24 protein-coding genes and 1 tRNA gene are annotated in these 25,550 nt (G+C 70.5%); 15 read left to right on the forward strand and 10 right to left on the reverse strand.

What is annotated here, in order from left to right; translation table 11 throughout:
* Window positions 1-66: 66 nt before the first annotated feature.
* On the reverse strand, window positions 67-747 hold the full coding sequence (locus ACEN9V_RS11585; RefSeq protein ID WP_413600440.1) for a hypothetical protein: 681 nt from the start codon (window positions 745-747) through the stop codon (window positions 67-69).
* 228 nt (window positions 748-975) lie between these two features.
* On the opposite strand from ACEN9V_RS11585, the gene ACEN9V_RS11590 reads away from it, so the two are divergent.
* Window positions 976-2,025: a nitrilase-related carbon-nitrogen hydrolase gene (locus ACEN9V_RS11590; protein WP_413600441.1), complete on the forward strand. Its 1,050-nt coding sequence runs from the start codon at window positions 976-978 to the stop codon at window positions 2,023-2,025.
* Entirely contained in the window at window positions 2,022-3,035 is a 1,014-nt protein-coding gene (locus ACEN9V_RS11595; RefSeq protein ID WP_413600442.1) for an agmatine deiminase family protein, read from the forward strand. The genes ACEN9V_RS11590 and ACEN9V_RS11595 overlap by 4 nt, the downstream gene beginning before the upstream one ends.
* Window positions 3,036-3,045: 10 nt before the next feature.
* On the opposite strand, the gene ACEN9V_RS11600 is transcribed toward ACEN9V_RS11595, so the two are convergent.
* Entirely contained in the window at window positions 3,046-4,167 is a 1,122-nt protein-coding gene (locus ACEN9V_RS11600; protein ID WP_413600443.1) for an alpha/beta hydrolase, read from the reverse strand.
* Between the two features lie 229 nt (window positions 4,168-4,396).
* On the opposite strand from ACEN9V_RS11600, the gene ACEN9V_RS11605 reads away from it, so the two are divergent.
* The gene (locus tag ACEN9V_RS11605; RefSeq protein WP_413600444.1) at window positions 4,397-5,812 is read left to right on the forward strand and encodes an APC family permease; all 1,416 of its coding nucleotides are present in this window, start codon (window positions 4,397-4,399) and stop codon (window positions 5,810-5,812) included.
* 9 nt (window positions 5,813-5,821) lie between these two features.
* Window positions 5,822-7,186: an NAD-dependent succinate-semialdehyde dehydrogenase gene (locus ACEN9V_RS11610; protein ID WP_413600445.1), complete on the forward strand. Its 1,365-nt coding sequence runs from the start codon at window positions 5,822-5,824 to the stop codon at window positions 7,184-7,186.
* Between the two features lie 83 nt (window positions 7,187-7,269).
* Here the strand turns inward: ACEN9V_RS11610 and ACEN9V_RS11615 are convergent, their stop codons facing one another.
* Entirely contained in the window at window positions 7,270-7,503 is a 234-nt protein-coding gene (locus tag ACEN9V_RS11615; protein ID WP_413600446.1) for a hypothetical protein, read from the reverse strand.
* Between the two features lie 201 nt (window positions 7,504-7,704).
* Between ACEN9V_RS11615 and ACEN9V_RS11620 the strand changes: the two genes are divergently transcribed.
* Window positions 7,705-8,169: a hypothetical protein gene (locus tag ACEN9V_RS11620; protein WP_413600447.1), complete on the forward strand. Its 465-nt coding sequence runs from the start codon at window positions 7,705-7,707 to the stop codon at window positions 8,167-8,169.
* A 46-nt stretch (window positions 8,170-8,215) separates the two neighbouring features.
* On the opposite strand, the gene ACEN9V_RS11625 is transcribed toward ACEN9V_RS11620, so the two are convergent.
* Window positions 8,216-8,374, reverse strand: coding sequence for a hypothetical protein (locus ACEN9V_RS11625; protein WP_413600448.1), 159 nt, complete (start codon window positions 8,372-8,374; stop codon window positions 8,216-8,218).
* Window positions 8,375-8,422: 48 nt separating this feature from the next.
* The gene (locus ACEN9V_RS11630; protein WP_413600449.1) at window positions 8,423-9,157 is read right to left on the reverse strand and encodes an SDR family NAD(P)-dependent oxidoreductase; all 735 of its coding nucleotides are present in this window, start codon (window positions 9,155-9,157) and stop codon (window positions 8,423-8,425) included.
* Between the two features lie 76 nt (window positions 9,158-9,233).
* On the opposite strand from ACEN9V_RS11630, the gene ACEN9V_RS11635 reads away from it, so the two are divergent.
* Together ACEN9V_RS11635 and ACEN9V_RS11640 are read left to right on the forward strand one after the other, a co-directional pair.
* The gene (locus ACEN9V_RS11635) at window positions 9,234-9,803 is read left to right on the forward strand and encodes a TetR/AcrR family transcriptional regulator (protein WP_413600450.1); all 570 of its coding nucleotides are present in this window, start codon (window positions 9,234-9,236) and stop codon (window positions 9,801-9,803) included.
* A gap of 22 nt (window positions 9,804-9,825) precedes the next feature.
* Complete coding sequence (locus ACEN9V_RS11640) at window positions 9,826-10,356, forward strand: GNAT family N-acetyltransferase (protein ID WP_413600451.1); 531 nt, start codon at window positions 9,826-9,828, stop codon at window positions 10,354-10,356.
* Between the two features lie 63 nt (window positions 10,357-10,419).
* Here ACEN9V_RS11640 and ACEN9V_RS11645 read toward each other — a convergent pair whose 3' ends face one another.
* The 3 genes from ACEN9V_RS11645 to gabT are packed head-to-tail and all read right to left on the reverse strand — an operon-like array spanning window position 10,420 to window position 14,632.
* Complete coding sequence (locus ACEN9V_RS11645) at window positions 10,420-11,790, reverse strand: flavin monoamine oxidase family protein (RefSeq protein ID WP_413600452.1); 1,371 nt, start codon at window positions 11,788-11,790, stop codon at window positions 10,420-10,422.
* Window positions 11,787-13,280: an NAD-dependent succinate-semialdehyde dehydrogenase gene (locus tag ACEN9V_RS11650; RefSeq protein ID WP_413600453.1), complete on the reverse strand. Its 1,494-nt coding sequence runs from the start codon at window positions 13,278-13,280 to the stop codon at window positions 11,787-11,789. The genes ACEN9V_RS11645 and ACEN9V_RS11650 overlap by 4 nt, the downstream gene beginning before the upstream one ends.
* Window positions 13,277-14,632 (reverse strand): 4-aminobutyrate--2-oxoglutarate transaminase, encoded by a 1,356-nt coding sequence (gene gabT, locus ACEN9V_RS11655; RefSeq protein ID WP_413600454.1) that lies wholly within the window; start codon window positions 14,630-14,632, stop codon window positions 13,277-13,279. Before gabT ends, ACEN9V_RS11650 begins: the two co-directional genes overlap by 4 nt.
* 89 nt (window positions 14,633-14,721) lie before the next feature.
* On the opposite strand from gabT, the gene ACEN9V_RS11660 reads away from it, so the two are divergent.
* The gene (locus ACEN9V_RS11660) at window positions 14,722-16,239 is read left to right on the forward strand and encodes a PucR family transcriptional regulator (protein ID WP_413600455.1); all 1,518 of its coding nucleotides are present in this window, start codon (window positions 14,722-14,724) and stop codon (window positions 16,237-16,239) included.
* Between the two features lie 28 nt (window positions 16,240-16,267).
* Window positions 16,268-16,882, forward strand: a complete 615-nt coding sequence (locus ACEN9V_RS11665; protein ID WP_413600456.1) for a TetR/AcrR family transcriptional regulator — start codon at window positions 16,268-16,270, stop codon at window positions 16,880-16,882.
* A gap of 145 nt (window positions 16,883-17,027) precedes the next feature.
* On the opposite strand, the gene ACEN9V_RS11670 is transcribed toward ACEN9V_RS11665, so the two are convergent.
* Window positions 17,028-17,999 carry an NAD-dependent epimerase/dehydratase family protein gene (locus ACEN9V_RS11670; protein WP_413600457.1) on the reverse strand — a complete coding sequence of 324 codons (972 nt, stop codon included), beginning with the start codon at window positions 17,997-17,999 and terminating at the stop codon, window positions 17,028-17,030.
* A 181-nt stretch (window positions 18,000-18,180) separates the two neighbouring features.
* Window positions 18,181-18,267: transfer RNA gene (locus ACEN9V_RS11675), tRNA-Leu, on the reverse strand.
* An 85-nt stretch (window positions 18,268-18,352) separates the two neighbouring features.
* Between ACEN9V_RS11675 and ACEN9V_RS11680 the strand changes: the two genes are divergently transcribed.
* The 6 genes from ACEN9V_RS11680 to ACEN9V_RS11705 are packed head-to-tail and all read left to right on the forward strand — an operon-like array spanning window position 18,353 to window position 25,537.
* On the forward strand, window positions 18,353-19,030 hold the full coding sequence (locus ACEN9V_RS11680; RefSeq protein ID WP_281266318.1) for an FhaA domain-containing protein: 678 nt from the start codon (window positions 18,353-18,355) through the stop codon (window positions 19,028-19,030).
* Window positions 19,027-19,584 carry an FHA domain-containing protein gene (locus ACEN9V_RS11685; RefSeq protein ID WP_413600458.1) on the forward strand — a complete coding sequence of 186 codons (558 nt, stop codon included), beginning with the start codon at window positions 19,027-19,029 and terminating at the stop codon, window positions 19,582-19,584. The genes ACEN9V_RS11680 and ACEN9V_RS11685 overlap by 4 nt, the downstream gene beginning before the upstream one ends.
* Window positions 19,585-19,591: 7 nt before the next feature.
* A complete protein-coding gene (locus ACEN9V_RS11690; RefSeq protein ID WP_413600459.1) occupies window positions 19,592-20,953 on the forward strand; it encodes a Stp1/IreP family PP2C-type Ser/Thr phosphatase in 1,362 nt (453 codons plus the stop codon).
* Complete coding sequence (locus tag ACEN9V_RS11695) at window positions 20,950-22,374, forward strand: FtsW/RodA/SpoVE family cell cycle protein (protein WP_413600460.1); 1,425 nt, start codon at window positions 20,950-20,952, stop codon at window positions 22,372-22,374. The genes ACEN9V_RS11690 and ACEN9V_RS11695 overlap by 4 nt, the downstream gene beginning before the upstream one ends.
* Window positions 22,371-23,825, forward strand: a complete 1,455-nt coding sequence (locus tag ACEN9V_RS11700; RefSeq protein ID WP_413600461.1) for a peptidoglycan D,D-transpeptidase FtsI family protein — start codon at window positions 22,371-22,373, stop codon at window positions 23,823-23,825. The genes ACEN9V_RS11695 and ACEN9V_RS11700 overlap by 4 nt, the downstream gene beginning before the upstream one ends.
* Window positions 23,822-25,537, forward strand: coding sequence for a serine/threonine-protein kinase (locus ACEN9V_RS11705; RefSeq protein WP_413600462.1), 1,716 nt, complete (start codon window positions 23,822-23,824; stop codon window positions 25,535-25,537). The genes ACEN9V_RS11700 and ACEN9V_RS11705 overlap by 4 nt, the downstream gene beginning before the upstream one ends.
* Window positions 25,538-25,550: the final 13 nt, after the last annotated feature.

Genomic DNA, 25,550 nt, shown 5'->3' on the forward strand with positions numbered 1-25,550 from the left:
ACAGCACCCCGCGATAGCGGGGTGCTGTGTCCGTTGTGTGGTGCTGTGCGCTTCTGGCGCGGAGAGTTACTTGATCTTGGCGGTGATGGTGGCGGTGCCGACGAGGAGGCCGCTCTTGACGGCGTCGGTCTTGAAGGTGCTGTTGAGCAGCTTCGCGGCGTCCGCGGAGACGTGGACGGTGGTGCCGGTGAGGATCGCGTTGTCACCCTCGAGCTGCAGCGGCTTGAGGGTCCCGCCGTGCAGGCTGAACAGGTACGCGTTCGCTGCGGCGACCTGCCCGTTGACCAGGACGTCACCGTAGAGCTTGGACGAGCCCGGGTTCACCACGAAGTTCTCCAGCGTCACGGTCGTGTCCCCGGCCTTCAGGGTCAGACCCGAGTCGTCGTGGTTCAGCAGGCCCTGCACGTACGGACGGTACTTCCCGTCCGGGCTCCAGTAGGTGACCGAGCCGGAGGTGATCGGGAACGACACGGCGCCGTCGGCGAGCTTGGCGTTGCCGGACACACCCGGGGTCAGCCCCAGCGAGGTGAGAGCGTCGGTGAATCCGGAGTCCAGCGCGACGGAGGTGTCGCCACCGAGGACCTCGGGAACCGACGCGACCGGTGCCGGGATCTTCGACGACGACGACGCGACCGTGTGGATCGCCGGGGTGGACGCGTTCGCGGCGGAGACACCGAACGCGGCACCGCCGAGGACGAGGGCACCCGTCGTGGCGAGGGTGATGGTGGTCTTGAAGGACTTGCGCATGATGGTCATTCCTTTGCTGTGTCGCGCTCGGCGCGGCGTACTGAAAGCGCGCCGAACACACTCCGACAAGGAGTGGAGAACCAGCTATCTGCGGCTGGTGAGCGCTCCGGGTGTTTCCCGGTCTGTGCATGGGATTCGGCACCCCACCGGAAACGGTTTGGACCGGATTCTCGTCGTGACCGTTCCGTGACCATTGCGCTCGTTGATCATGTGGTCAACAATGGCGCCATGGACGTCGTCACCGCAGAGAACCTCGAGTCGCCGCTGCGCGACGCGAACACGGATCCCCGTCGGACCACCCGCGTCGCCCTCGTGCAGATCCGGTGGCTCGAGGACCCGGCAGCGCACCGAGCCCAGCTCGCCGAGGGCATCGCCGCCGCGGCCGCGAACGGTGCGCAGGCCGTGTTCCTGCCCGAGCTGACACTGCTGCGGTACCCCGGCGGCACCCCGGCGAGCGGCGTCCCGAAGGACCTCGCCGAGTCGATCGACGACGGCCCGACGATCACCTTCGCGCGGGAACAGGCCCGCGAGCACGGGATCCTCGTGCACGCGTCGCTGTACGAGCGGCCGGCCGAGGAAGACGACCCGGCCGACCCGCGCGGGTACAACACGGCGGTCCTCGTGGCACCGGACGGTTCGCTCGTCGGACGCACCAGGAAGACGCACATCCCGATCAGCGCCGGGTACTACGAGGACACCTACTTCCGCCCGGGTCGCGACGACGACGCCTTCCCCGTCTACGAGCCGGACGGACTCGGGGCACGGGTCGGACTCCCGACGTGCTGGGACGAGTGGTTCCCCGAGGTCGCCCGCTCCTACGACCTCGCGGGCTCCGAGGTCCTGGTGTACCCGACCGCCATCGGCTCCGAGCCGACCTTCCCCGCGTTCGACACGGCGCCGATCTGGCGGCACGTCATCGTGGCGAACGGCATCACCGCCGGGCAGTTCATGGTCGTCCCGAACCGGTGGGGCGACGAGGGCGACATCACCTTCTACGGATCGTCCTTCATCTCCGACCCGTTCGGTCGCGTGCTCGTCGAGGCGCCTCGTGACGCGAGTGTCGCGCTCGTGGCGGACCTCGACCTCGATGCCCGCACCGAGTGGCTCCGCCTGTTCCCCTTCGCGCTGACCAGGCGACCCGACCTGTACGACTCCCTGGTGGCCCCGGTCGACCCCGTTCGGGACGACCACGGCGCGACGGAGGCGATCCGAGCCTCCATCCCGGACCGACCGTCACCGCGGCAGACGGCCGCACGACCGACGGGAGCACGCTCGTGACCTGGCGGATGCCGGCGGAGACGGCTCCGCAGGAGCGCACGTGGATGGCGTTCCCCCGACCGGGCAACACCCTCGGCGACGATCCGGCGAGCGCAGAGGCCGCGCGCACCGCGTGGGCGACGACCGCGAACACCATCAGCGAGTACCAGCCCGTCACCGTGGTGGTCGACCCGGTCGCACGACCCGACGCCGACCGCCTGCTGTCCCGTTCGGTGGACGTGCTCGAGGCGCCGCTCGACGACTTCTGGATGCGCGACATCGGTCCGACCTTCGTCGTCGACGACGAGACCGGCGAACGGGGCGCCGTCGACTGGGTGTTCAACGGCTGGGGCGCGAACTCGTGGTCCACGTGGACCCGCGACGCCGAGATCGCCGCGACCGTCGCACGGGCCGCCGGCGTCCGACGGATCCCGTCGCTGCTGGTCAACGAGGGTGGCGCGATCCACGTCGACGGCCGGGGCAGAGTGCTCGTGACCGAGACGGTGCAGCTCGACCCGCGGCGGAACCCGTACGCCGACCACGCCCGCGTCGAGGAGGAACTCGCCCGGACGATCGGTGCGACCGACGTGGTCTGGCTCCCGCGGGGACTGACCCGGGACTACGACGGCCTCGGGACCCGTGGACACGTCGACATGGTCGCCACGTTCGCGGGAGCAGCGACCGACGTCGTCCTGCTCCACGCGCAACCGGACCCCGACCACCCCGACCACCTCGTGATGCCGCAGATCCGCCGCGCGATCGAACAGGCCACCGATGCCACGATCGTCGAGATCCCGGCACCGGCGACCCTGACGGACGACGGCGGCCCGGTGGACTGGAACTACGTCAACCACGTCGTGGTGAACGGCGCCGTGATCGCGTGCGGGTTCGGCGAGGACGCAGCAGACGCCCGCGCACGGGGCATCCTCGCCGACGTCTACCCGGGCCGTGAGATCCGCACGGTCGACGCACGCGAGGTCTTCGCCCGCGGCGGCGGCCTGCACTGCATCACGCAGCAACAGCCCGCCTGAGTCGCCGGGCTCAGCTCGGTGCGACGCCGAGCCGTGGTGCCAGCCACGCGAGCCCGGCGGCGATCGCCGGCCCCGCGGTGCTCCAGCTGTGCCTGCCGCCGGGGAGGATCCACGTGGTGACGTGCATCCCGGCGGCCCGCGCCCGCTGCGCCTGGACGGGCGTCACCTGGCCGTAGGCGTGGTCGTCGCCGCCGGCGGCGAAGAACGCGTCCGTGTTCCGGTACGGCCCGTGCGCCGCGAGGATCGCCGCGGGCTGCGCTCGTCGGTAGGCCGCCGCGTTGCCGGAGAACCCCTCCGCGATGGTCTTCTGGACGGATCCGAGACTCGGTCCGTCCTCGCCCGACACGTCGATGATGTTCCCGAACCGTTCCGGATCTCCCGCACCGATCTGGATGGCGCACGTCCCGCCCTGCGAGAACCCGCCGACGGTCCACGCGGCGGCCCCCGACTGGACCTTGAGGTGCGAGGTGATCCACGCGGGCACGTCGTCCTCGAGGTAGGTGGCGCTGTTGCCGAGCGGACCGTCCACGCACATCGGATTGGCCGACTCCGGGCCGAGCTGGTCCGGCACCACCACGATGGGCGCGAGGCCTCGGTGCAGGGTGGCGAGCGCGTCCATCGTCGCCTCGATGTGCCCGCCGGTCTGCAGGTCCTCGGGTCCTGCACCCCTCGACTGGCCGGACATGAGGACCACGACGGGCAGGTGCGGCGGATCGGCCGTGAGCGCGGCCGGCGGCAGCCAGAGCAGCGCGTCGCGCGCCGTGAAGTGCGACCGGGTGGCCGGGATCGCGACGCGGAGGAGCCGCCCGGTCGTCGGCATGCCGGCCGGGGGCGTCCAGGTCGTCGCGAGGTCCTCGGTGGCCGGGGCGGCCGTCTGCCCCGGCGCCTCGGCTGCCGGGATCCCGTCGGCGGGAGGCTCGGCGGTCGGGACCGCGCTCGAGATCGCACTCGGGATCGCGGTCGGGATCGCGGTCGTGGCCGAGGTCGGCGGAGCAGCGGCACTGGACGTCGTCGGGGAACCCGCGGCAGCCCTGGTCCACCACGTCGCAGACACGCCGAGGTTCACCGCGGTCAACACCGCCAGGACGACGACCACCACGGTGACGGTCTGAGAGCGAGATGTCCGTTGCATGGGAAGGCCGATCGTAAGGAGCACCGCCGGGAAGTCCGCCGTCCGGGCGATCACCACTCCTGAGGGTTCTCGACGCTCCCCGGCGGCTGGTTCACGGCATCCACGGGGGTGCTGGTCTGCAATCGCCCCGGAGTACAGCCAGCGGGGTGCCGGTGTACGTCACGGCGGGTCCGGCGGACCCCATGGCGTCGGTACTGTGCACCGAACCGAACGCTCAGGAGGAACGCCCATGGCATCACCCATCGCGGTCACCGCCCCGGCAACACCGGCGCGCGGCGGTTCCCTGAAGCGGAGCCTCGGGCTCTGGGCGATCGTCGGCCTCGGCCTCGGCTACATGACCCCGACCGTCGTCTTCGACACCTTCGGGATCGTCTCCGGAGAGACCAACGGTGCCGTTCCCAGCGCCTACCTGATCGCCCTCGTGATCATGCTCCTGACCGCCGTGAGCTACGGGAAGATGGTCCGCGTCTACCCGGCAGCCGGATCCGCCTACACGTACGTGCGCGAGTCGATCCACCCCAACGCGGGCTTCATGGTCGGCTGGGCGTCCCTGCTCGACTACCTGCTGCTCCCGATGGTGAACGCGCTGATCATCCGGCTCTACCTCGAGCAGGTCTTCCCGGCGCTGCCCGCGTGGGTGACGGTCGTCGTCTACACGGTGTTCGTCACCACGGTCATCTGCCTGTCGATGCGCGGCACGTCGAACCTCAACATGGTCCTGCTCATCGGCGCGATCCTGGCGATGATCGCGTTCGTGGTCTTCACGGTGATCGAGCTCGTGCACGGTGCGGGGGCCGGCACCATCGCGAGCACCGAGCCGTTCGTGCACGACGGCGTGACGATGTCGGCGCTCCTCACCGGCGCCACCGTCGTCTGCTTCTCGTTCATCGGGTTCGACGCGGTCACGATGTACACCGAAGAGGCGAAGTCGATCAGGATCATGCCGAAGGCCATCCTGATGACGGTGCTCATCGGCGGCGTGATCTTCCTGGTGTCGGCGTACTTCGCGCAGCTGCGCTTCCCGACGAACGCCCCGTTCGGCGAGTTCACGGACGACCCGCTCCCGCAGATCGGGCTGATCGTCGGCGGCCCCGTGTTCCAGGCGGTCCTGGTCGCGGCGGGGTTCGTCGCGGCACTCGCGTCCGGACTGGCGTCGCACGCCAGCGTCGCCCGCATGCTCCTCGTGATGGGTCGGAACAACGTCCTCCCGAAGCGCGTGTTCGGCTACGTCAGCCCCCGCACGCGGACGCCCATCCCGAACGTGGTCATCGTGGGCGCGGTGACCCTGCTGGCGATGACGTTCTCGCTCGACACGATCTCGTCGTACATCAACTTCGGCGCCCTCATCGCGTTCACGTTCGTCAACGCGACCGTCATCGTGCACTTCGCCGTCCGCCAGGGTCGCCGCCACACCGCCCGCGACCGGTTCGCGTACATCGTGCTCCCCGGGGTCGCGATGCTCCTCACCGGTGTTCTCTGGTCACAGCTGCACGCCGACGCGCTCATCGCCGGCTGCGTCTGGGCCGCCATCGGCTTCGTGTACCTCCTCGTCATCACGAAGGGATTCCGCATCCAGCCGAAGGGCTTCGACGAGAACCAGCCGGTGACCGGCGTCAACAAGCAGCTGACCGACGAACAGGCCTGAGAGGAAACGATGACCGACTACGCCGTCACCGACCCGACGAGCGGCGAGGTGCTCGCCACCTACCCGACGATCACCGACGAGGAGCTCCGCGCCGCGATCGACACCGCGGACCGCGCCCACCGCGAGCGCACCAGCACCGTCGCCGAGCGCGCCGCGGTCATGCACCGGGTCGCCGACCTCTACCGGGAGCGCCGCGACGAACTGGCCGCCACGATCGTCCGCGAGATGGCGAAGCCCATCGACCAGGCGATCGGCGAGGTCGACTTCTGCGCCGACATCTACGACTACTACGCCGACAACGCGGAAGACTTCCTGGCGGACGAGCCGATCACCCTCGCACCGGGGTCCGAGGGCAGTGCCTTCATCCGCAAGGACTCCGTCGGGGTGCTCCTCGGCATCATGCCGTGGAACTTCCCCGCGTACCAGATCGCCCGGTTCGCCGGTCCGAACCTGCTCATCGGCAACACCGTCCTGCTGAAGCACGCCCCGCAGTGCCCCGAGTCGGCCCTCGCGGTGGAGCGGATCTTCCACGATGCCGGGTTCCCAGAGGGGGCGTACACGAACGTCTTCGCGACGAACGACCAGGCAGCCGACGTCATCGCCGACCCCCGCGTGCAGGGTGTCTCCCTCACCGGCTCGGCCCGCGCGGGAGCCGCCGTCGCCGAGATCGCCGGCCGGAACCTGACGAAGGTCGTCCTCGAGCTGGGCGGCTCCGACCCGTTCATCCTGCTGTCCACCGACGACCTCGACGCCGTCGTGGAGTCCGCCGTCGCCACCCGGCTCGAAGGCAACGGGCAGGTCTGCAACGCCGCGAAGCGATTCCTCGTCGCCGACCACCTGTACGACGACTTCTTGGCGAAGTTCACGGACGCGATGTCCGCCGTGGCACCGACCGACCCGACGACCCCCGGCGCGGAACTCGGGCCGCTGTCGTCCCCGGCGGCCGCCGATCGGCTCGAGCAGCAGCTCGACGCGGCGAAGGAGCAGGGCGCGACCGTCGTCACCGGCGGCGAGCGCTCCGGCAACGCGTTCACCCCGACCGTGCTCACCGGCATCACGCCGGACAACGACGCGTACCGCGAGGAGTTCTTCGGCCCCGTCGCGGCCGTCTACCGGGTCACCGACGAGGACGACGCGATCCGGCTCGCGAACGACACCCCGTACGGTCTCGGCTCGTACCTGTTCACGACCGATGCCGACCAGGCCCTCCGCGTCGCCGACCGCATCGAGGCGGGGATGGTCTACGTGAACATCGTCGGCGCGGACAGCCCCGAGCTGCCGTTCGGCGGCGTCAAGGCCAGCGGCTTCGGCCGCGAACTCGGCCCCCTGGGGGCCGACGAGTTCGTGAACAAGAAGCTGATCCGCATCGGCTGACGGCACCTGCGGACCCGGCCCCACACCGGACGGGAGGCACGGTGCCAGCTGGCACCGTGCCTCCCGTCCGTCGCCCCCGGCGTTCACCGCCGGGTGCGGTTCCTCCTGATGAAGACCGTTCCGACAGCGCCGACCATCGCCGAGGCGATGGACAGAGCGCTGCCCGCGGACATGGTTCGGTTCCAGAGCGCGGTTCCCTCCGCGACCGACGTGGACCACACCATGAGTGCCAGGCCCGCTCCCAGCAGCATCGCGGCGACCGCGATGACTATGACGTCGATCATCCTCATGAAGTCCCGTTTCGTGGCTGCGCTCACTGCGGCCTGCATCAAGTGATCACGAATCGATCGCCGCGACCAGTGATGCGACCTTGTTGAAATACTACACTTCAATGCAGCAAGTCACGCCGAATCGGTTCTTGTCGGAGACGGCTGCTCCACCACTTGTGGGGGCCGCCCGAGGCGGAATTGACCCTAGGATCGCCCTGGTCCGCCACACCGGCGGCAGGGGAGACATCGATGAACGACGCACGTCCACACCGCCGTCCGACGATCGTCACCGTCGCCGTCGCGCTCTGGCTGCTCATCGTCGCCGTGGCCGTCGCGCTCATCGTCGTGCGGGCGGTCACCGCGGCGGTCGGGCCGGGTTCGGCCCACGGGGGCGCACTGCTCCCGGCCGAGGTCGTGGCGGTGCTCCTGTACGCCGCGATCGCCTGGGCGGTGTTCCGGACCGCAGCAGGGTCGCGTCGCGCCCGCGTCGTGCTCGTCATCGTGGCGGCGGCCCGAGCCGCGCTCGGGTTCGCGCTCGCGCCGCTCCCCCTCGCGCTGATCGCGCTGACCATCGTCGCAACGGTGCTCCTGTTCCTCCCGGCGGCGCGCCCGTGGTTCCCGCGCGGGGATCGTGCACCGCGCGCCGTGACGCGGCAGCCGGAGACCATCGGTTGGGATCCGGAGACCGGCGAGCGCATCCTGCGTCAGGACTGACGGACGGGAGGCACGGTGCCGTCTGGCACCGTGCCTCCCGTCCGTCCTACTGCGGGTCCGCCGGCTCGCCGCCCGAGTCGACGTCGCTGTCCTGCTCCGGGTCCTCCGTGGCGTCGCCGGTGCGCGAGCCGTCGGGGAGGTCCTCGGTGTACTGCCTGGTTTCGTCGGAGGGCTGGCCGGTTCCGTGGGGGGTCGTGTCACTCATGGACCGGACCGTACGCGCGGCCCGGACCGCAGCCGCACAGGAGTGCGTTCAGACCGCGATCCGACCGCCGTCGACCGGCAGCACCGCGCCGTGCACGAACGACGCCCCGTCGGTGGCGAGGAACACGATGGCCTCGGCGATCTCGTCCGCCGTTCCCGGACGGCCGGCGGGTCCGGCGGCAGCGAGTGCATCGAGGCTCTCCCCCATCGCGGCGGTCCCCTCGGTGCGGGTCGGGCCGGGGCTCACGGCGTTGACGCGGACCCCGGCTGGACCGAACTCGGCCGCCCACGACTTCGTCAGCAGGACGAGCGCCGCCTTGCTCGAGCCGTACAGCCCCATCCCGGCAGCGCCGAACTCGGCGACCATCGTCGTGACGTTGACGATCGCACCGCTTCCACGCTCGGCCATCCCCGGGGCGAGCGCCGCGACGAGGAAGTACGGCGCCTTGACGTTCACGTCGAAGACGTCGTCGAAGCCCTCGGTGGTCGTCGACGCAGTGGGGCCGAACGGGAAGATCCCGGCGCTGTTCACCAGGACGTCCACCGCCCCACCTCCGAGTTCGAGGGCGCGAGCACCGAGCTCCCTCGCGCTCGCCTCGTCGCGGAGGTCGGCCGCCACGAAGTCGGCGGACCCCCCGGCCGCACGGATGGTCCGGACGACCTCGTCCCCACGTTGGGCATTGCGGCCGGAGACGACGACGTGCAGTCCACGGGCAGCGAGGAGTTCGGCGGTCGCGCGGCCGATGCCGCTGGTGGCGCCGGTGATGAGGGCGGTCTTGGTCATGGTGGATGTCCTGTCTGAACAGATCGGTTCGGTTTGGTGCCGGTAACTGTACCGATCTGTACGGTAAAGTCAAACCATGCCCGAGACCGCTCCGCGAACCCGCCGCCGCCCCGCGTACGAACGTGCCGTGGCCACCGCCGATCGCCTGTTCTACGAGCAGGGCATCCACGCGGTCGGCGTCGACCAGGTGGCGGCAGAGGCCGACATCTCCAAGGCGAGCCTGTACACGCACTTCCGGACGAAGGACGACCTCGTCGTGGGCTACCTCCGTGGTCGGAGCAACGCGTGGCAGGCGCACGTCGCGGCCACCCTCCCGGACCGTGGCGACACGCCCCGCGACCGCGTGCTCGCGGTGTTCGACCTGCTCGGCGAGTGGTTCGAGGAGCCCGGCTACCGAGGCTGCCCGTTCATCAACGTCGAGGCCGAGTACGGCGCGGGACACCCAACGCACCAGGTCACGCTCGAGCACCGGAACTGGGTCCGCGAGCTGTTCGAGTCGCTCCTGACCGAAGCCGGCGCCGACGATCCGAACGGCACGGCGCTGCAGTTGTGCGTGCTCTACGACGGCGCGATGGCGAGCGCGCAGGCCGATCCGACCCGACCGTGGGCAGCAGCGGCACGATCGGCCGCCGCCAGCGTGCTCTGAGCCGCTCTGCAAGACTGCGGTGATGCAGCGGTTCACCGTCCGTCCGATCCACGCCGATGAGTGGGAACGCGTCCGCGATCTCCGCCTGCGCGCCGTGCACGACCCCGTTGCCGCGCTGGCGTTCGTCGACTCCGCCGAGCACACGGCATCGCTGCCCGACACGTTCTGGCAGGATCGCGCAGCCGGTGGGTCGGACGACGCCGGCGACGCAGCCACGGCGCGGCAGTTCATCGCCGAGGACGAGTCCGGAACGTGGATCGGGTCTGCGACCGGGCTCCTCGAGCGTGTCGGCGATCCGGACTACGAGGGCCGCGCGGTCCCGAGGGACGGCAGCTCGGTCGTCGGCGTCTTCGTGGCACCCGAAGCGCGGGGCGGGGCGGTGCTCGCTGCCCTCTTCGACGCGATCGGCGGCTGGGCAGACGGACCGCTGCGGCTGTACGTGCACACCGGCAACGCCCGCGCGCGGCGCGGGTACGAGAAGGCCGGCTTCCGGGAAGTCGGCGCCGAGTTCACCGGCGCGCTCGGTCCGACGATGGAGATGCGGCGGTCCTGACCCGCTGTCGGACGGGAGGCTCGGTGCCAGCCGGCACCGAGCCTCCCGTTTGCACCATGGTGACTACCGGACCGTGGCCGGCTGGGGCAGGGCCGCTGCGATCTCCGCAGCGACCTCGCGGCCGATCCGGACCGCGCCGTCGACGTGCTGGTAGCCGGCACCGGCCAGGTCGCTGGAGGCGAAGCGGATCGGCCCGACCGCTGTGCGCTGGTCGGCGCCGTAGCGTGCGAGACCACCGAGGTCGAAGCTCGCCGCGTACGCACCGCGCGTCCACTCCTCGGTGCCCCAGTCGCTCTCGTAGTAGACGACCGGGTCGGCGGCCTGCGGTCCGTAGTAGTGGACCAGGGACTCCAGGACCCGTGCCTTGCGCTCCGCAGGCTCGAGCGCGAACACCGCGTCGGCGTGCTCGTCGGACACGAAGCCCACGAGCGTCCCCTGCTCCTTGCCGTACGAGGTGTTGTCGTACGCCTCGTGCACGAGCTCGTACGGGCTGAACGCCGTGCCGGAGAGCCCGGCCTCCCGCCAGAACGGCCGGTCGTAGACGGCGTGCACCTTGATGACGAAGCCCATCGACAGGTGCTGGTGGAGCTGGTGCTGCCGTCGGGGCAGCGGCGGGTCGTACGAGATCCGCGTGTAGAGGGGCGGCGGGACGGCGACGAGTGCCTGGCGCGCGTGTACCTCGATGCCACCGTCGGCGATCGCGACGACGCCGTCGTCGGTCCACCGCAGCGTGCGGACCGGGGCGTCCAGGTGCACGTCGTCGCCGAGCTGCTCGGCGAGCCGGAGGGAGACCTGCTGCATCCCGCCGACGACGCGCTTGTCGAGGATGAAGTCGGCGTCGACCAGGTTCGTGAAGCTCCCGGCGGACGCGGCCATCAGGAGCGCCTGCAGCGCGGAGAAGGCGTGTGCGGGCTTGGTGAGCATCGCACCGGCGATGAACAGCTCGACGTTGTCGGTCGCGACGCGGTCGTCACTGAGGCCGTGCAGCCAGTCGCGGAAGGACGTCTCGTCGAGGCGCTTCGCGTCGGGCGACTCCCATGGTCGGGCCGGATCGACGTGCGCGACGTACTCGTCGACGACGGACACCAGGCGTTCGATCTCGTTCGCCGTGGCCACCGGAAGCGGGAAGATGTCGCCGGTGTACTCGGTGCGGGTGCCGTCCGCGTCGATGTAGACGCTCTGCCCCTCCCGGTACCGGTCGTACGTCGCGAGGCCGAGCTCGTCGAGGGTCTCGAGCAGGGCGGTCTGGTCCGGCGACACCCACTGTCCGCCGATCTCGAGGGTGACGCCCTCGATGTCGTTGGTCCACGTACGGCCGCCGACCCGGTCACGGGCCTCGAGGACGGCGACGGACCTGCCCTCGGCGCGGAGCCGGGTCGCCGCGGTCAGGCCGGTCACGCCGGCGCCGATGATGACGACGTCTCGCTCGATCATCGTGCGTCTCCTGTCGTGGTCGTGCTGCGCTTCCGGAACGGGTCGGGCGTCAGCGTGTACATCGTCTCGAGGTACTCGGAGATGCCCTCCGCCCCGCCCTCGCGGCCCATGCCGGACTGCTTCACGCCCCCGAACGGTGCCGAGGCGTTCGACACGACGCCGGTGTTGAGGCCGAGCATCCCGGTCTCGAGCCGCTCCATCAGACGCTGTCCGCGTGCCGGGTCCTCGGTGAAGGCGTACGCCACGAGACCGTACTCGGTGTCGTTCGCACGGGTGATCGCCTCGTCGTCGGTGGCGAACGTCGCGATCGCCAGGACCGGGCCGAAGATCTCGTCGGTCAGGATGGCGCTGCCCGGCTGCACGTCGGTGAGGACGGTGGGCGCGTAGAACGTCCCCGGGCCGTCGATCGGGTGACCGCCGGTGCGGACGACCGCACCGCGCTCGACCGCGTCGGTGACGAGCCGGTCGGCCTTCGCGACGGCACGGTCGTCGATGAGCGGCCCGATCGCGACGCCGTCCTCGGTGCCGGGGCCGACCCGCATCGCCTCGACGCGGGCGGTGAGCCGGTCGGCGAACTCCGCTGCGACGTCCTCGTGCACCAGGAACCGGTTCGCCGCGGTGCACGCCTGCCCGGTGTTCCGGAACTTCGCGGCGAGCGCGCCGGCCACGGCCTCGTCGAGGTCGGCGTCCGCGAACACCAGGAACGGGGCGTTGCCGCCGAGCTCCATCGAGGTGCGGAGGACGTTCTCGGACGCCTGCGCGAGCAGGCTCCGGCCGACGGGGGTCGATCCCGTGAAGGACAGCTTCCGGAGGCGGCGGTCATCGAGGATCGGGGCGGACACCGCCTTCGCGTCGCTGGTCGGGACGACGTTCACGACGCCGTCCGGCACGCCGACCTCGCGGAGCAGGTCCACGAACAGCAGCGTCGTCAGCGGCGTGAGCTCCGCCGGCTTCACGACGACGGTGCAACCGGCGGCCAGCGCCGGGGCGATCTTCCTGGTCGCCATCGCGAGGGGGAAGTTCCACGGGGTGATCAGGTACGCGGGACCGACGGGCTTGTGGGACACGATCGTCCGGCCGGAGCCCTCGGGGTTCGTGCCGTACGAGCCGCCGATGCGGACCGCTTCCTCGGCGAACCACCGGAGGAACTCGCCGCCGTAGGTGACCTCGCCGTTCGCCTCGGCGAGGGGCTTGCCCATCTCCAGGGTCATCAGCAGCGCGAAGTCGTCGCGGCGCTCCTGGAGCAGGTCGAACGCGGCTCGGAGGAGCTCTGCACGCTGCCGGGGCGGCGTCGCCGCCCAGTCGGCACGGGCCCGGTCGGCGGCGTCGAGCGCGCGGAGCCCGTCGGCCGCGGTGGCACTCGACACCTCGACCAGGACGTCCCCCGTTGCCGGGTCGTGCACCGCGAAGGTGCTGCCGTCTGATGCGTCCTGCCACGTGCCGTCGATGAACAGTCCGGTGGGGATGCGGGAGAGGAGGTCGTGGGTCATGCCGTTGCCAGCCCTTCGAGGACGATGCCGATGCCTTCGACGAGCAGTGCGTCGTCGATGGCGAGCGGCGGGAGGAAGCGCACGACGTTCCCGTACGTGCCGGCCGTCAGCGCGATCACGCCGTGTTCGTACGCATACCGGACGATACGCCCGGTCAACCCGGGGTCCGGAGCACCCGTGTCCGGGTCGACGAGCTCCATCGCGATCATCGCACCGCGCCCGCGGACGTCGCCGATGCGGGGATCCCGCTCCTGCGCCGTGCGGAGTGCGCCGAGGAGGACCGTCTCGATCTGCTGGGCGCGTTCGATCAAGCCGTCGTGCTCGAAGGCGTCGATGGCGGCGAGCGCTGCCGCACAGGCGATCGGGTTGCCGCCGTAGGTGCCGCCGATGCCGCCGGCGTGCGGCGAGTCCATGATCTCCGCCCGGCCGGTCACGGCGGACAGCGGGAGGCCGCCGGCGATGCCCTTCGCCGTGGTCACGATGTCGGGGACGACGCCCTCGTGCTCGCTGGCGAACATCGCGCCGGTGCGGGCGAAGCCGGTCTGCACCTCGTCGGCGATGAACACGACGTCGTTCGTGCGCGCCCATTCGGCGATCGCCGGCAGGAAGCCCGACGCGGGGACGACGAACCCGCCCTCGCCCTGGATCGGCTCGATGAGCACGGCGGCGGTGTTCTCGACGCCGACCTGCTTCTCGATCTGGCTGATCGCACGTGCTGCGGCCTCGGCGCCCGAGAGCCCGTCGTGGAACGGGTAGGACATCGGCACCCGGTAGACCTCGGGGGCGAAGGGACCGAAGCCGCTCTTGTAGGGCTGGTTCTTCGCGGTGAGCGCCATCGTGAGGTTCGTGCGCCCGTGGTACGCGTGGTCGAACACCACGATCGCCTGCTTGCCGGTGTGCTTGCGCGCGATCTTCACGGCGTTCTCGACGGCCTCGGCGCCGGAGTTGAACAGGGCCGTCCGCTTCTCGTGGTGACCGGGCGTCAGGCGGTTGAGCGCCTCGGCGACCTCCACGTACCCGTCGTAGGCCGCGATGGTGAAGCACGTGTGCGTGAAGGCGACCGCCTGCGCCGCGACCGCTGCGGCGACGCCGGGGTGCGCGTTCCCGACACTCGTCACGGCGATCCCGGACCCGAGGTCGACCAGGGAGTTGCCGTCGGCGTCGACCACCACGCCGCCACCGGCCGCGACGACCGCGATCGGCACCGCGACACCGACTCCGGACGGCACGGCGGCCGCCTTGCGTGCGAGGAGCTCCTGGGAGCGCGGGCCGGGGATCGCGGTGACCAGGCGGCGCTCCTGCGGGAGCCCGGGTCCGCCGGTGGTGGTCGCGGGGACAGCGGTGGAGGTCATGCGGCGATGGTAGGAGCCCATCGCGGCCGACTCACTGTCCACCACGTACAGGGGCGCACGGCGAGATCGCCACCGTGGATACTGATGACATGCCGGCCACCCTGCGATCCCTGCTCGACCGTCGCGACCTGCGGCTCCGCATGCTGACCGACGCCGACCCCGACGTCGCGATCACGTGGCTGCACAGCTCCGACCTCCCCGACCCGACCCCGTTCCTCGGGACCGGGCAGGCGCTGCTGACCACCGGCACCCAGTTCGACTCCGACGCCGAGGTCTCGACCGAGGCGGCGGACACGTACGTCCGACGACTCACCGACCGCGGGGTCGTCGCGCTCGGTTTCGGGACGGAGGTCGTCAGGGCCGGCACGCCGGACGCCCTCGTCGAGGCGTGCCGCGCCCACGGGCTGCCGCTCTTCGAGGTCCCATACGAGACCTCGTTCATCGCCGTGGTGCAGGCCAACGCGGAGACGATCGCCCGCGACGCGAACGCCAGGAGCGCATGGGCCCTCGCGGCACAGCGCGCCATCTCCCTCGCCGCCCTGCGCCCGGACGGACTCGGCGCCACCCTCGCCGAACTCTCCCGGCAACTCGACTGCTGGGTGGGGCTGCTCGACGTGTCCGGGCGGATCGACCGCGAGTTCCCGGCGGACGGCATCCCGTCCGACGAGCGCGAACAGCTCGAGGCCGAGGGGGCTCGGCTCCTCCGGGGCGGGCAGCGTGCGAGCCTGCCGATGAGTACCGCCACAGGAGGTTTCACCCTGCAGACGCTCGGGTCGGGAGGGCATCTCGACGGCGTGCTGGCCATCGCGACCGGCTCGCTCGACCAGGCCGGCCGCGAGGTCGTCACCGCCGTCATCGCCCTCGCCGGGCTCGCGCTCCAGCAGAACCGCGAGCTGGCTCGTGCCCGCGGGCTGCTCCGCACCGGACTCCTGACGATGCTGTCGTTCGGAGACCCCGAGGTCGTCGAGACCACGTCACGCGAGCTCTGGGGACCACTGCCGACCGAGCCGATCCGCGTCGCCGCGATCGACGTGCCCGACCACCAGACGGACTCCGTCGTGGACCTCCTCGAGCTCTGGGTGCAGGAGTCCCCCGGACAGCTGTTCTTCGCCGTCGACGACGCGCTGTTCCTCTGCGTGAGCGCCGAGGACCCCCGCCCCGTCGAACGCCTCACCACGCAGTACGGTCTGCACGCCGGGCTGTCCGACGGTGCCGGGTACGGGTACTTCGGGCGCGCCCGCGCCGAGGCCGTCCAGGCACTCGACCGCAGCCGCGAGGGCCGCCCCGGCATCGTCGAGTTCGGCGACCTGGCCCGCGACGGTGTCCTCGCCCACCTCGCGCACACGGACGCCGCGGACATCGCGAGGGCGTTCCTCGCCCCGGTGACGGAGCACGACGCCGCGGCCGGCACCGACCTCACCCGGACGCTCCGCACCTGGCTCGAGCAGAACTGCGAGTACGACCGCGCCGCGCAGGTCCTCGGTGTCCACCGGCACACCGCCCGCGCCCGGATCGAGCACGCCGCGCGGCTCCTCGATCGGGACCTCGGGCTCTTCGCGACCCGCGCCGACGTCTGGGCCGCGTTCGTCGCCCTGCCAGCCGCGTGAAGCACGGTCCTCTGCCTAGGCTGACGGTGTGACCGCCCAGCCCCGCCGTCGACTGAGCGCCGCGGACCGTCTGTCCCAGATCGACCACGCAGCCGTCACCGTCGCACGCGCGGACGGCCTCGCCGGGGTCACGCTGCGGTCGGTCGCCGCGTCGATCGGTGTCGCGCCCTCGCTCGTCGCGCACTACCGCCCGTCGATGGAGTCCCTCGTCGCCGACACGTTCCGCGCGATCGCATCGGCCGAGGTCACCGAGGTCGCCGCGATCGTCGAAGAGCGGCCAGACCCGGTCGCACGGCTCGCGGTCCTGCTCGCGTCGATCAACGACCCCGTGCGCGACGACGTCGCGGCACTGTGGGCGGACGCGTGGAGCATCGGACGGACCAACCCCTCCCTCGCCGACGCCACCCGCTCCGTGATGGACGACTGGCAGTCCCTCGCCCGGTCGGTCGTCGCCGACGGCGTCGCGGACGGATCGATGCACACCGACGACGCGGAGCGCGTCGCGCTCCTCCTCTTCGCACTCGTCGACGCCACGAACGGTTACGCACTCGTCGACTACCGGTCCCGCGCGGAACGCGAGGACCTGGTGGTCGCCACCATCGCCGGAGCCGTCGGCCTGTCACCGGAGCAGCTCACGTCCTGAAGGCACCCACCGGCAGGACTGGAGGCTCGGTGCCGGTCCGCCACGCGCCTCCCGTCCGCGCCGGCGCCGGGATTGCGCGTGGCGACGACAACTGCGCAGTCGCCAGACCGCGCATCTGTCGTCGGCGTGCGCACCCCGCGCGCGCTCAGGGCGCGAGCTCGAGCTCGCCGTGGTCGATCAGCCACCGGACGGCCTCCTCGACGGTCTCCCCCGCCGTGTGCTGCGGGTCGTACCCGAGCAGCCGGCGCGCCTTCTCGATGCTGAACACCTGGCTCCGGGACAGGTGGTCCCAGCTCGCGCCGGCCGCGTCCTGGTCGGTGGTCTCGCGGAACCGGTCCCAGCTGACGGACTCGAGCCGTGCCTCCTGGCCGAACCACGACGCGGCGAGCGCCGCGTACCCACGGACGTTCAGGGCGTCCGGTGCGACGACGGAGAAGTCCTCGCCTGCGGCGGCGTCCCGGTGCTCGACGGCGAACTCGAACGCCTGCGCGACGTCGTCGGCGTGCACGTGGTGCATCGTCTCCGCACCGATCCCGGGCACCTCGAGGACCTCCCCACCAGCCAACGTGCGCCACACCGACGCATCGAGGTTCCCGAGCGGGCCGATCGGCGCCCACCCAGGGCCGCTGATGTGCCCGGGGTGCAGGCTCGTCGTGACGAGACCCCCATGGGCGGTCTCCTGCTTGAGCATCCGGGCGATGCGGTCCTTCTCGATGCCGTAGGTGCCGAACGGCGGGGTCATCGCGTCCTCGGTGATCGGCAGCACCTCGCTCGGACCGGCGCGCCACACGGAGCCGCAGTGGACCAGGTGCGCTCCCGTGCCGCGGAGTCGCTCGACCAGGGCGGTCGCGGACTCCAGCGTGAAGCAGACCAGGTCGATCACCACGTCGGGCTGCAGCGCGGCGACGCGGTCCGGGAAGGTGCCGTCGCGGTCCTCCTGCTCGCGGTCGGCCGTGACCTGCTGGACGAGTTGCCACTCGGGCGCGTCGGCGTACGCACGGCGCTGCCCGCGGCTGATGTTCACGACCCGGTGTCCGGCACGGACGAGCCGTGGGACCAGGAACGTGCCGATGTGTCCACTGCCGCCGATGACCACGACGCGTTGGTTGCTGCTCATGCCGGTCACGGTAGGCCCGTGCGGCTGCGGACCGTGACCGGGAGGCGGACGGGAGGCCCGGCTCGGGCCCGCCACGCGCCTCCCGTCCGGGTCCTGCCGCACCGGGCAACCGAGGTCACGGAACGACGAAGGCCCCCGATCTCTCGATCGGGGGCCTTCTCTTGCTTGCTCTCACAAGCACTGGTGCGCGAGGGGGGACTTGAACCCCCACGCCGTTTCCAGCACACGGACCTGAACCGTGCGCGTCTACCAATTCCGCCACTCGCGCCAGCCCGAAAACACTACCATGCACAGAGCCCCCCAGGTGCCACCTACTACCATGCAGGGGTCGACGACCGAGAACGTGGAGACCCATGGGACTGCTGGACAACTTCGAGCGAGGGCTGGAGCGCGCCGTCAACGGTGCGTTCGCGAAGACCTTCCGCTCCGGTGTGCAGCCCGTCGAGATCTCGAGCGCGCTCCGACGAGAGCTCGACACCAAGGCCGCCGTGGTCTCACGCGACCGCATCCTGGTGCCGAACGAGTTCACCGTCCGTCTGGCACCGCCGGACTGCACGCGCATGAACGACGTCGGGCGTCCCCTCATCGACGAACTCACGCAGATGGTGCAGCAGCACGCCGTCGCGCAGAACTACTCGTTCTCCGGTCCCGTGACGATCCGCCTGCAGCAGGACGGAACCCTGTCGACCGGGATCCTGCAGATCGACTCCACGACCGTGCAGCGGGACGTCGCGTGGGTCGCGGTGCTCGACATCGGCTCGCAGCGCCACAAGCTGCAGCGCGGACGCACGGTGATCGGCCGCGGGACGGACGCCGACATCACCGTCGCGGACACCGGCACGAGCCGGAAGCACGTCGAGATCGTGTGGGACGGCAAGCACGCACAGGCCAACGACCTGGGCTCGACGAACGGCTCGAAGCTGAACGGTGAGCGCTTCCAGCAGGCGATCGTGGAGCCCGACTCCACCATCGAGATCGGTCGTACCCGTATGGTGTTCCGGGTGATCCCGGAGAACGGAGGTGCGCGATGACCACAGGACTGACACTGCTCGTCCTGCGTTTCGCGTTCCTCGCGGTGCTGTGGCTGTTCGTCTTCGTGATCGTGTTCGCGCTGCGGAGCGACCTCTTCGGCCAGCGCGTCCGCACCATCCCGACCGACCCGAAGGGCGCCCCGTCCGGCCCGACGACACCGACGATCCCCGCTGCGAACGCAGCGGCGGCACCAGGTGGCGGGGCCTTCACGGACATCATCAACCAGGCGCAGTCCGGCGGCTCGGCGCAGCCGGCGACGGACGTCGCCACCCGGCTCGTCATCACCGAGGGCGCACGAGAGGGCATGGAGATGCCGCTCGGTCGCGGCCCCATCACCATCGGACGCTCCAGCGAGAGCAACGTCGTGATCCGCGACGACTACACGTCCACCAACCACGCCCGGCTCGAACTGCAGCCGTCGGGATGGGTCGTCATCGACCTCGAGTCCACGAACGGCACCTTCGTCAACGGTCAGAAGGTGAGCGCTCCCGTGACCGTGGCGGAGCGCACGCCGATCACGATCGGGACGACGACGTTCGAGCTGCGGCGGTAACCCCCAGATGACGGCTCGCACGCTGAGCGCCGCTGTGTCCCACGTCGGACGCATCCGCGCGAACAACCAGGACTCCGGCTACGCCGGGGCGCACCTGTTCGCCGTCGCGGACGGCATGGGCGGGCACGCGGGCGGCGACGTCGCCTCGGCCATCGCGATCCGCCGCATCCGCGAGGTCGACCGCGAGTTCCCCTCGGCGCACGACGCCGAGTTCGCGCTGCAGTCGGCGCTGATCGCCGCGAACCAGCTCATCACCGAGACGGTGTTCGAGCACCAGGAGCTCACCGGCATGGGCACCACGGTGAGTGCGATGATCCGCGTGGGCGACCAGGTCGCGATCGCGCACATCGGCGACTCCCGCATCTACCGGCACCGCGACGGCGAGCTGCAGCAGATCACGTCCGACCACACGTTCGTGCAGCGTCTCGTCGACAGCGGCCGCATCACGCCGGAAGAAGCCGCGGTCCACCCCCGCCGCTCCGTCCTGATGCGCGTGCTCGGCGACGTCGACGCCGCTCCGGAGGTCGACACGGCGATCATGGACATCCGACCGGGCGACCGTTGGCTGCTCTGCTCGGACGGCCTGTCGTCCTACCTGGCCGAGGAGCGCATCCGGCACGCGCTCGCGTCGAACATGGACGCGAACCAGGTCACGCAGCGCCTCGTCAAGGAGACGCTCGACCACGGCGCCCCCGACAACGTGACGGTCGTCGTGATGGACGTCACCGACGCCGTCCCGACGGAGGACGACGACGACGCGGCCACGACGGTCGGATCAGCCGCAGCGCCCCTCACGTTCGAGGCGTCGACCGGCCGCAAGCCGATCCGCCTCCCCACGATCCTGCTGCACCCACTCAAGGTCACGTCGGCACCGGAGGACTCGCACTTCGAGCCGGAGAGCGACCAGTACTTCGCCGAGCTCATCGCCGAGGACCGTCGGCGCCGGGTGCGCCGCCGGATCTCGTGGACGATCGCGCTCGTCCTCGCCGTCGCAGCGCTCGTCGGTGCGGTGTTCCTCGGTTGGCGCATCGTGCAGGACCACTACTACGTCGGCACCGATCGCGGCACGGTCGCGATCTACAAGGGCGTGCAGCAGCAGATCGGTCCGATCAAGCTCTCCGACGTGTACGAGGACTCCGACATCAGCGTGTCGGACCTGCCGGAGTACACCAGGGAGAACGTCCGGTCCACGATCAACGCGCAGTCCCTGTCCGACGCGCGCGACATCGTCGACCGCTTGCGGACCGCGGCCAGGACGGGCCAGGACCAGAGCGGAACCGGCGGCTCCGGCGGCGCGTCGTCCTCGCCGACCCCGACACCCGGTCGCACCGGAACGCCGTCGCCGACCCCCTCGGGTGATGCCCGATGACCGCGACCACTCCGCAGTCCTTCACCCAGGCGATCACGATCAAGCTCCGGGAGCCCGCGCGCGCCAGGAACCTCGAGCTCGTGCTGCTGGTCATCGCGTGCGGCATCTGCGCCGGCGCGATGGTCCTCGTGCAGCTCGGCACCAAGGGGAAGCTGTTCGACACGTCGGTGCTCTGGGTCGGTTCGACGATCCTCGGCCTCGCGCTGATCATGCACATCGTGCTGCGGATCGTCGCGAAGAACGCCGACCCGTTCATCCTGCCGGTCGCGCTCGTGCTGAACGGCATCGGGATCGCGGAGATCTACCGCATCGACATCCACAACGGCCTGTCCGGGTGGAACGCGATCGGCGTCAAGCAGATCGTCTGGACGCTGCTCGCGATGGTGCTCGCCCTCGTGACGCTCGTCGTGGTGCGCAACCACCGGTTCCTGCAGCGGTACCGGTACATCTTCATGTTCCTGACGATCGTGCTGCTGCTCCTGCCGATGCTGCCCGGCATCGGGTACGCCCCGGGCGGCGCCCGGGTCTGGATCCGCTTCGGACCGTTCTCGTTCCAGCCAGGTGAGCTCGCCAAGATCACGATGGCGCTGTTCTTCGCCGGGTACCTCGTCACCGCGCGCGACAGCCTGTCGATCGTCGGCAAGAAGTTCCTCGGCATGACGTTCCCGCGTGCCCGTGACCTCGGCCCGATCCTCATCGTCTGGGGCGCGGCGATGAGCGTCCTCGTGTTCCAGCGCGACCTCGGCACCGCGCTGCTGTACTTCGGCCTGTTCCTCGTCATGATCTACGTCGCCACGGCGCGGCTCAGCTGGGTGATCATCGGTCTGGTGCTGTTCGTCGGTGGTGCGCTCATCGCGGCGAGTGCGCTCGTGTACGTGCACGGCCGCTTCGAGCAGTGGCTGAACCCGTTCGACCCGACGATCTACAACGCGAGCTCCCAGGCGAGCTACCAGCTCGTGCAAGGCCTGTTCGGGTTCGCGAACGGCGGGATCACCGGCACCGGCCTCGGCCAGGGTCGTCCGTACATCACCCCCGTCGCCAACGCGGACTACATCATCGCGTCGCTCGGCGAGGAACTCGGGCTGATCGGCGTCTTCGCGATCCTCGCGCTCTTCATCGTCCTCGCCTCCCGCGGCATCCGCGTCGGCTTCATGGCGCAGGACGACTTCGGCAAGCTCCTCGGCATCGGGTTCGGCTTCACGATCGCCCTGCAGGTGTTCGTCGTCGTCGGCGGCATCACCCGGATCATCCCCGTGACCGGTCTGACGACACCGTTCATGGCCGCAGGTGGTTCCTCCCTGGTGGCGAACTGGATCATCGCGGCGATGCTGCTGCGGCTGACCGACTCCATCCCCGCGGAACAACGGGTCCTGTCCGAGCGTGGCGACGCCCTCGGCCGGACCAGGAAGGGGCGTCGATGAAACGGCAGCTCCGCGGCGTCTCCACGGTCGTCGTACTCATGTTCGTGGCGCTCTTCGTGTCGACGACCTCGATCCAGTTCTTCTCGGCGGAGTCCCTCCGCGCCGACCCCCGGAACTCCCGCACCATCCTCGACAGCTACTCGACGAAGCGCGGCGCGATCCTGGTCAACGGCACGCCGATCGCCGAGTCCACCGCGGTCGACGACCAGTACCAGTACCAGCGGAAGTACTCCAACGGCGCGCTCTACTCGGCGGTGACCGGCTACTTCACGATCGGCCAGGGCAACACCGGCATCGAGAGCGCGGAGAACACCGTGCTGTCCGGCAACTCGGACGACTCGTTCTTCCAGAACCTCAACTCGATCCTCACCGGCCAGGACGTCCAAGGCGACAACGTCAACCTGACGATCGACCCCGACGTCCAGCAGGCCGCGTACGACGCGCTCGGGTCGAACACCGGCGCCGTCGTCGCGATCCAGCCGAAGACCGGCAAGATCCTCGCGATGGTGTCGAAGCCGGACTACGACCCGAACTCACTGACCTCGCACGACACCGCGAACGTCAAGGCGCAGTACGACGCGCTGCTGAACCAGTCTCCGACGCCGCTGCAGAACCGCGCGATCGGCGGCGACCTGTACACGCCGGGATCGGTCTTCAAGCTCGTCGTCGCGTCCGCCGCGCTCGAGGGCGGCAAGTACGACCTCGACTCCGAGTTCCCGAACCCCTCGCGACTGCAGCTGCCGGGGACGAGCACGTACATCAACAACGCCGAGGGCGGCTCGTGCGGCGGTGGCGACACGGTCAAACTCCGCACCGCGATCCAGTACTCGTGCAACATCCCGTTCGCGGAGCTCGGGCAGAAGCTCGGGTACGACACGATCAAGGCGATGGCCGACAAGTACGGCTTCGGCGACGCGATCGAGGTCCCGATGAAGGCGACGGCGAGCCAGTACCCCGACGTCGACTCGACGGCACAGCTCATGCTGAGCTCGTTCGGGCAGGCGAGCGTCCGCGTGTCGCCGCTCCAGATGGCGATGGTCTCCGCCGGCATCGCGAACGGCGGTAAGGTCATGCAGCCGTCGCTCGTGGACTCGATCACGACGAGCGACCTCAAGCAGGTCGAGTCCTTCTCGGCGAAGCAGTACAGCGACCCGCTGTCCTCGTCAGAGGCATCGGACCTCACCGAGGCGATGCAGAGCGTCGTCAACGCGGGGACCGGCACGAATGCGAAGATCGACGGGGTCGACGTCGCCGGGAAGACCGGGACGGCCGAAGGCGGAACGGGCGACCCGTACACCCTGTGGTTCACCGGGTTCGCGCCCGCGAAGGACCCCGAGGTCGCGGTGGCCGTCGTCGTCGGGAACGGTGGCGGACTCGGACAGTCCGGCGTCGGCAACACGGTCGCGGCCCCGGTCGCGAAGAAAGTCATGGAGGCGGTGCTGAACAAATGAGACCCACCAGCGGACTCACCTTCGGTGGGCGGTACCAGCTCTCGTCCCGGGTCGCCATCGGCGGCATGGGAGAGGTGTGGCAGGCGACCGACCTCGTCATCGGACGGACCGTCGCCCTGAAGATCCTCAAGGACGAGTACCTCGGCGACCCCGGGTTCCTCGAGCGCTTCCGCGCGGAGGCCCGGCACGCGGCGCTCGTCAACCACGAGGGCATCGCCAACGTGTTCGACTACGGCGAGGAGGACGGCAGCGCCTACCTCGTCATGGAGCTCGTCCCCGGCGAGGCGCTCTCGACGATGATCGAGCGCGAGCACACCCTGCCCGTCGACAAGGTCCTCGACATCGTCGCGCAGACGGCCAACGCGCTCCAGGCAGCGCACGCCGTGGGCCTCGTGCACCGCGACATCAAGCCGGGTAACCTGCTCATCACCCCGGACGGCCGCGTCAAGATCACCGACTTCGGGATCGCCCGCATCGCCGACCAGGTGCCGCTCACCGCGACCGGCCAGGTGATGGGGACCGTCCAGTACCTGTCGCCCGAGCAGGCGAGCGGTCACCCGGCGTCCCCGTCGACCGACATCTACTCGCTCGGCATCGTCGCGTACGAGTGCCTTGCCGGACGCCGTCCCTTCACGGGCGAGTCGCAGGTCGCGATCGCGATGGCGCACATCAACGAGCAGCCACCGGCGCTCCCCGGGGACATCCCGGAGCCGGTCGCCGCCCTCGTGATGTCCTGCATCGCGAAGAAGCCGGCCGACCGTCCCGCCACCGCTGCGAACCTGGCCCGTGCGGCCCAGGCCCTCCGTCGCGGTGACGTCGCAGCGGCCACGGTCGCCGTGCCCGCCCTCGGTGGCGCCGGTACCGTCGCGTTCAACCCGCCGCAGGGGAGCGACGCGGCCACCGCGCTGATCGGGACGCAGTCGGCGGGTGCCGTCGGTGGCGGCCCCCGGACACCGGGGTCGCCCACAACTACCGAGGACGAGGAACCGAAGAAGAAGCGCGCCTGGATCTGGTGGGTCGTGGCGGCAGCGGTCGTGCTGATCGCCGGCGGCGTCATCGCAGCGTTCGCGTTCGCGAACGGTGCGGCCGAACCCACGCCGTCCCCGTCGTCGTCGAGCGCCAAGCCGCGCCCGACACCGTCACGCACGCCGAGTGCGTCGCCGACGCAGACGCGCATCACGGTGAACCAGAGCGACTACATCGGCAAGAACGCCGACCAGGCGAAGGCCGAGCTCGACGCCCTCGGCTTCCAGACGAGCATCGAGGACGGCGACGCCGCACCGAGCTCCGACAAGCAGGGCACCGTCCAGTCGATCAGCCCGACCGGCAGCCTGACCGCCGGCACCGCGATCGTGCTGCGTGCGTACACCGCGCAGCCCACGCTCGAGGGCCCGGCAGCACCGACCGCCGGCACGGTGTCGACCGACGGCAAGGTGACGTTCTCGTGGAGTGCGTACGGGAGCTGCCCCGCCGGCTACGAGCTCACCGGGTACACGTACACGATCACGAACGGCACGGACTCGTCCGGCAACAGCTCAGGGGCGACCCGCGGCACGGCCGTCCAGGTGACCGCTGCGCAGCCGGGCGACGTCAGCCTGAGCTACGTCGTGAACTGCGGCGACCTGCAGTCGGCGTCGTCGGACACCGCGTCGGCCACGTACACGCCGACCCCGACGAGCAGCCCGTCCGCGACCGCCGAACCCGGCAAGTAGCGGGCCCGACGGG

The organism is Curtobacterium sp. Curtsp57 (assembly GCF_047324335.1).
Taxonomy (GTDB): domain Bacteria; phylum Actinomycetota; class Actinomycetes; order Actinomycetales; family Microbacteriaceae; genus Curtobacterium.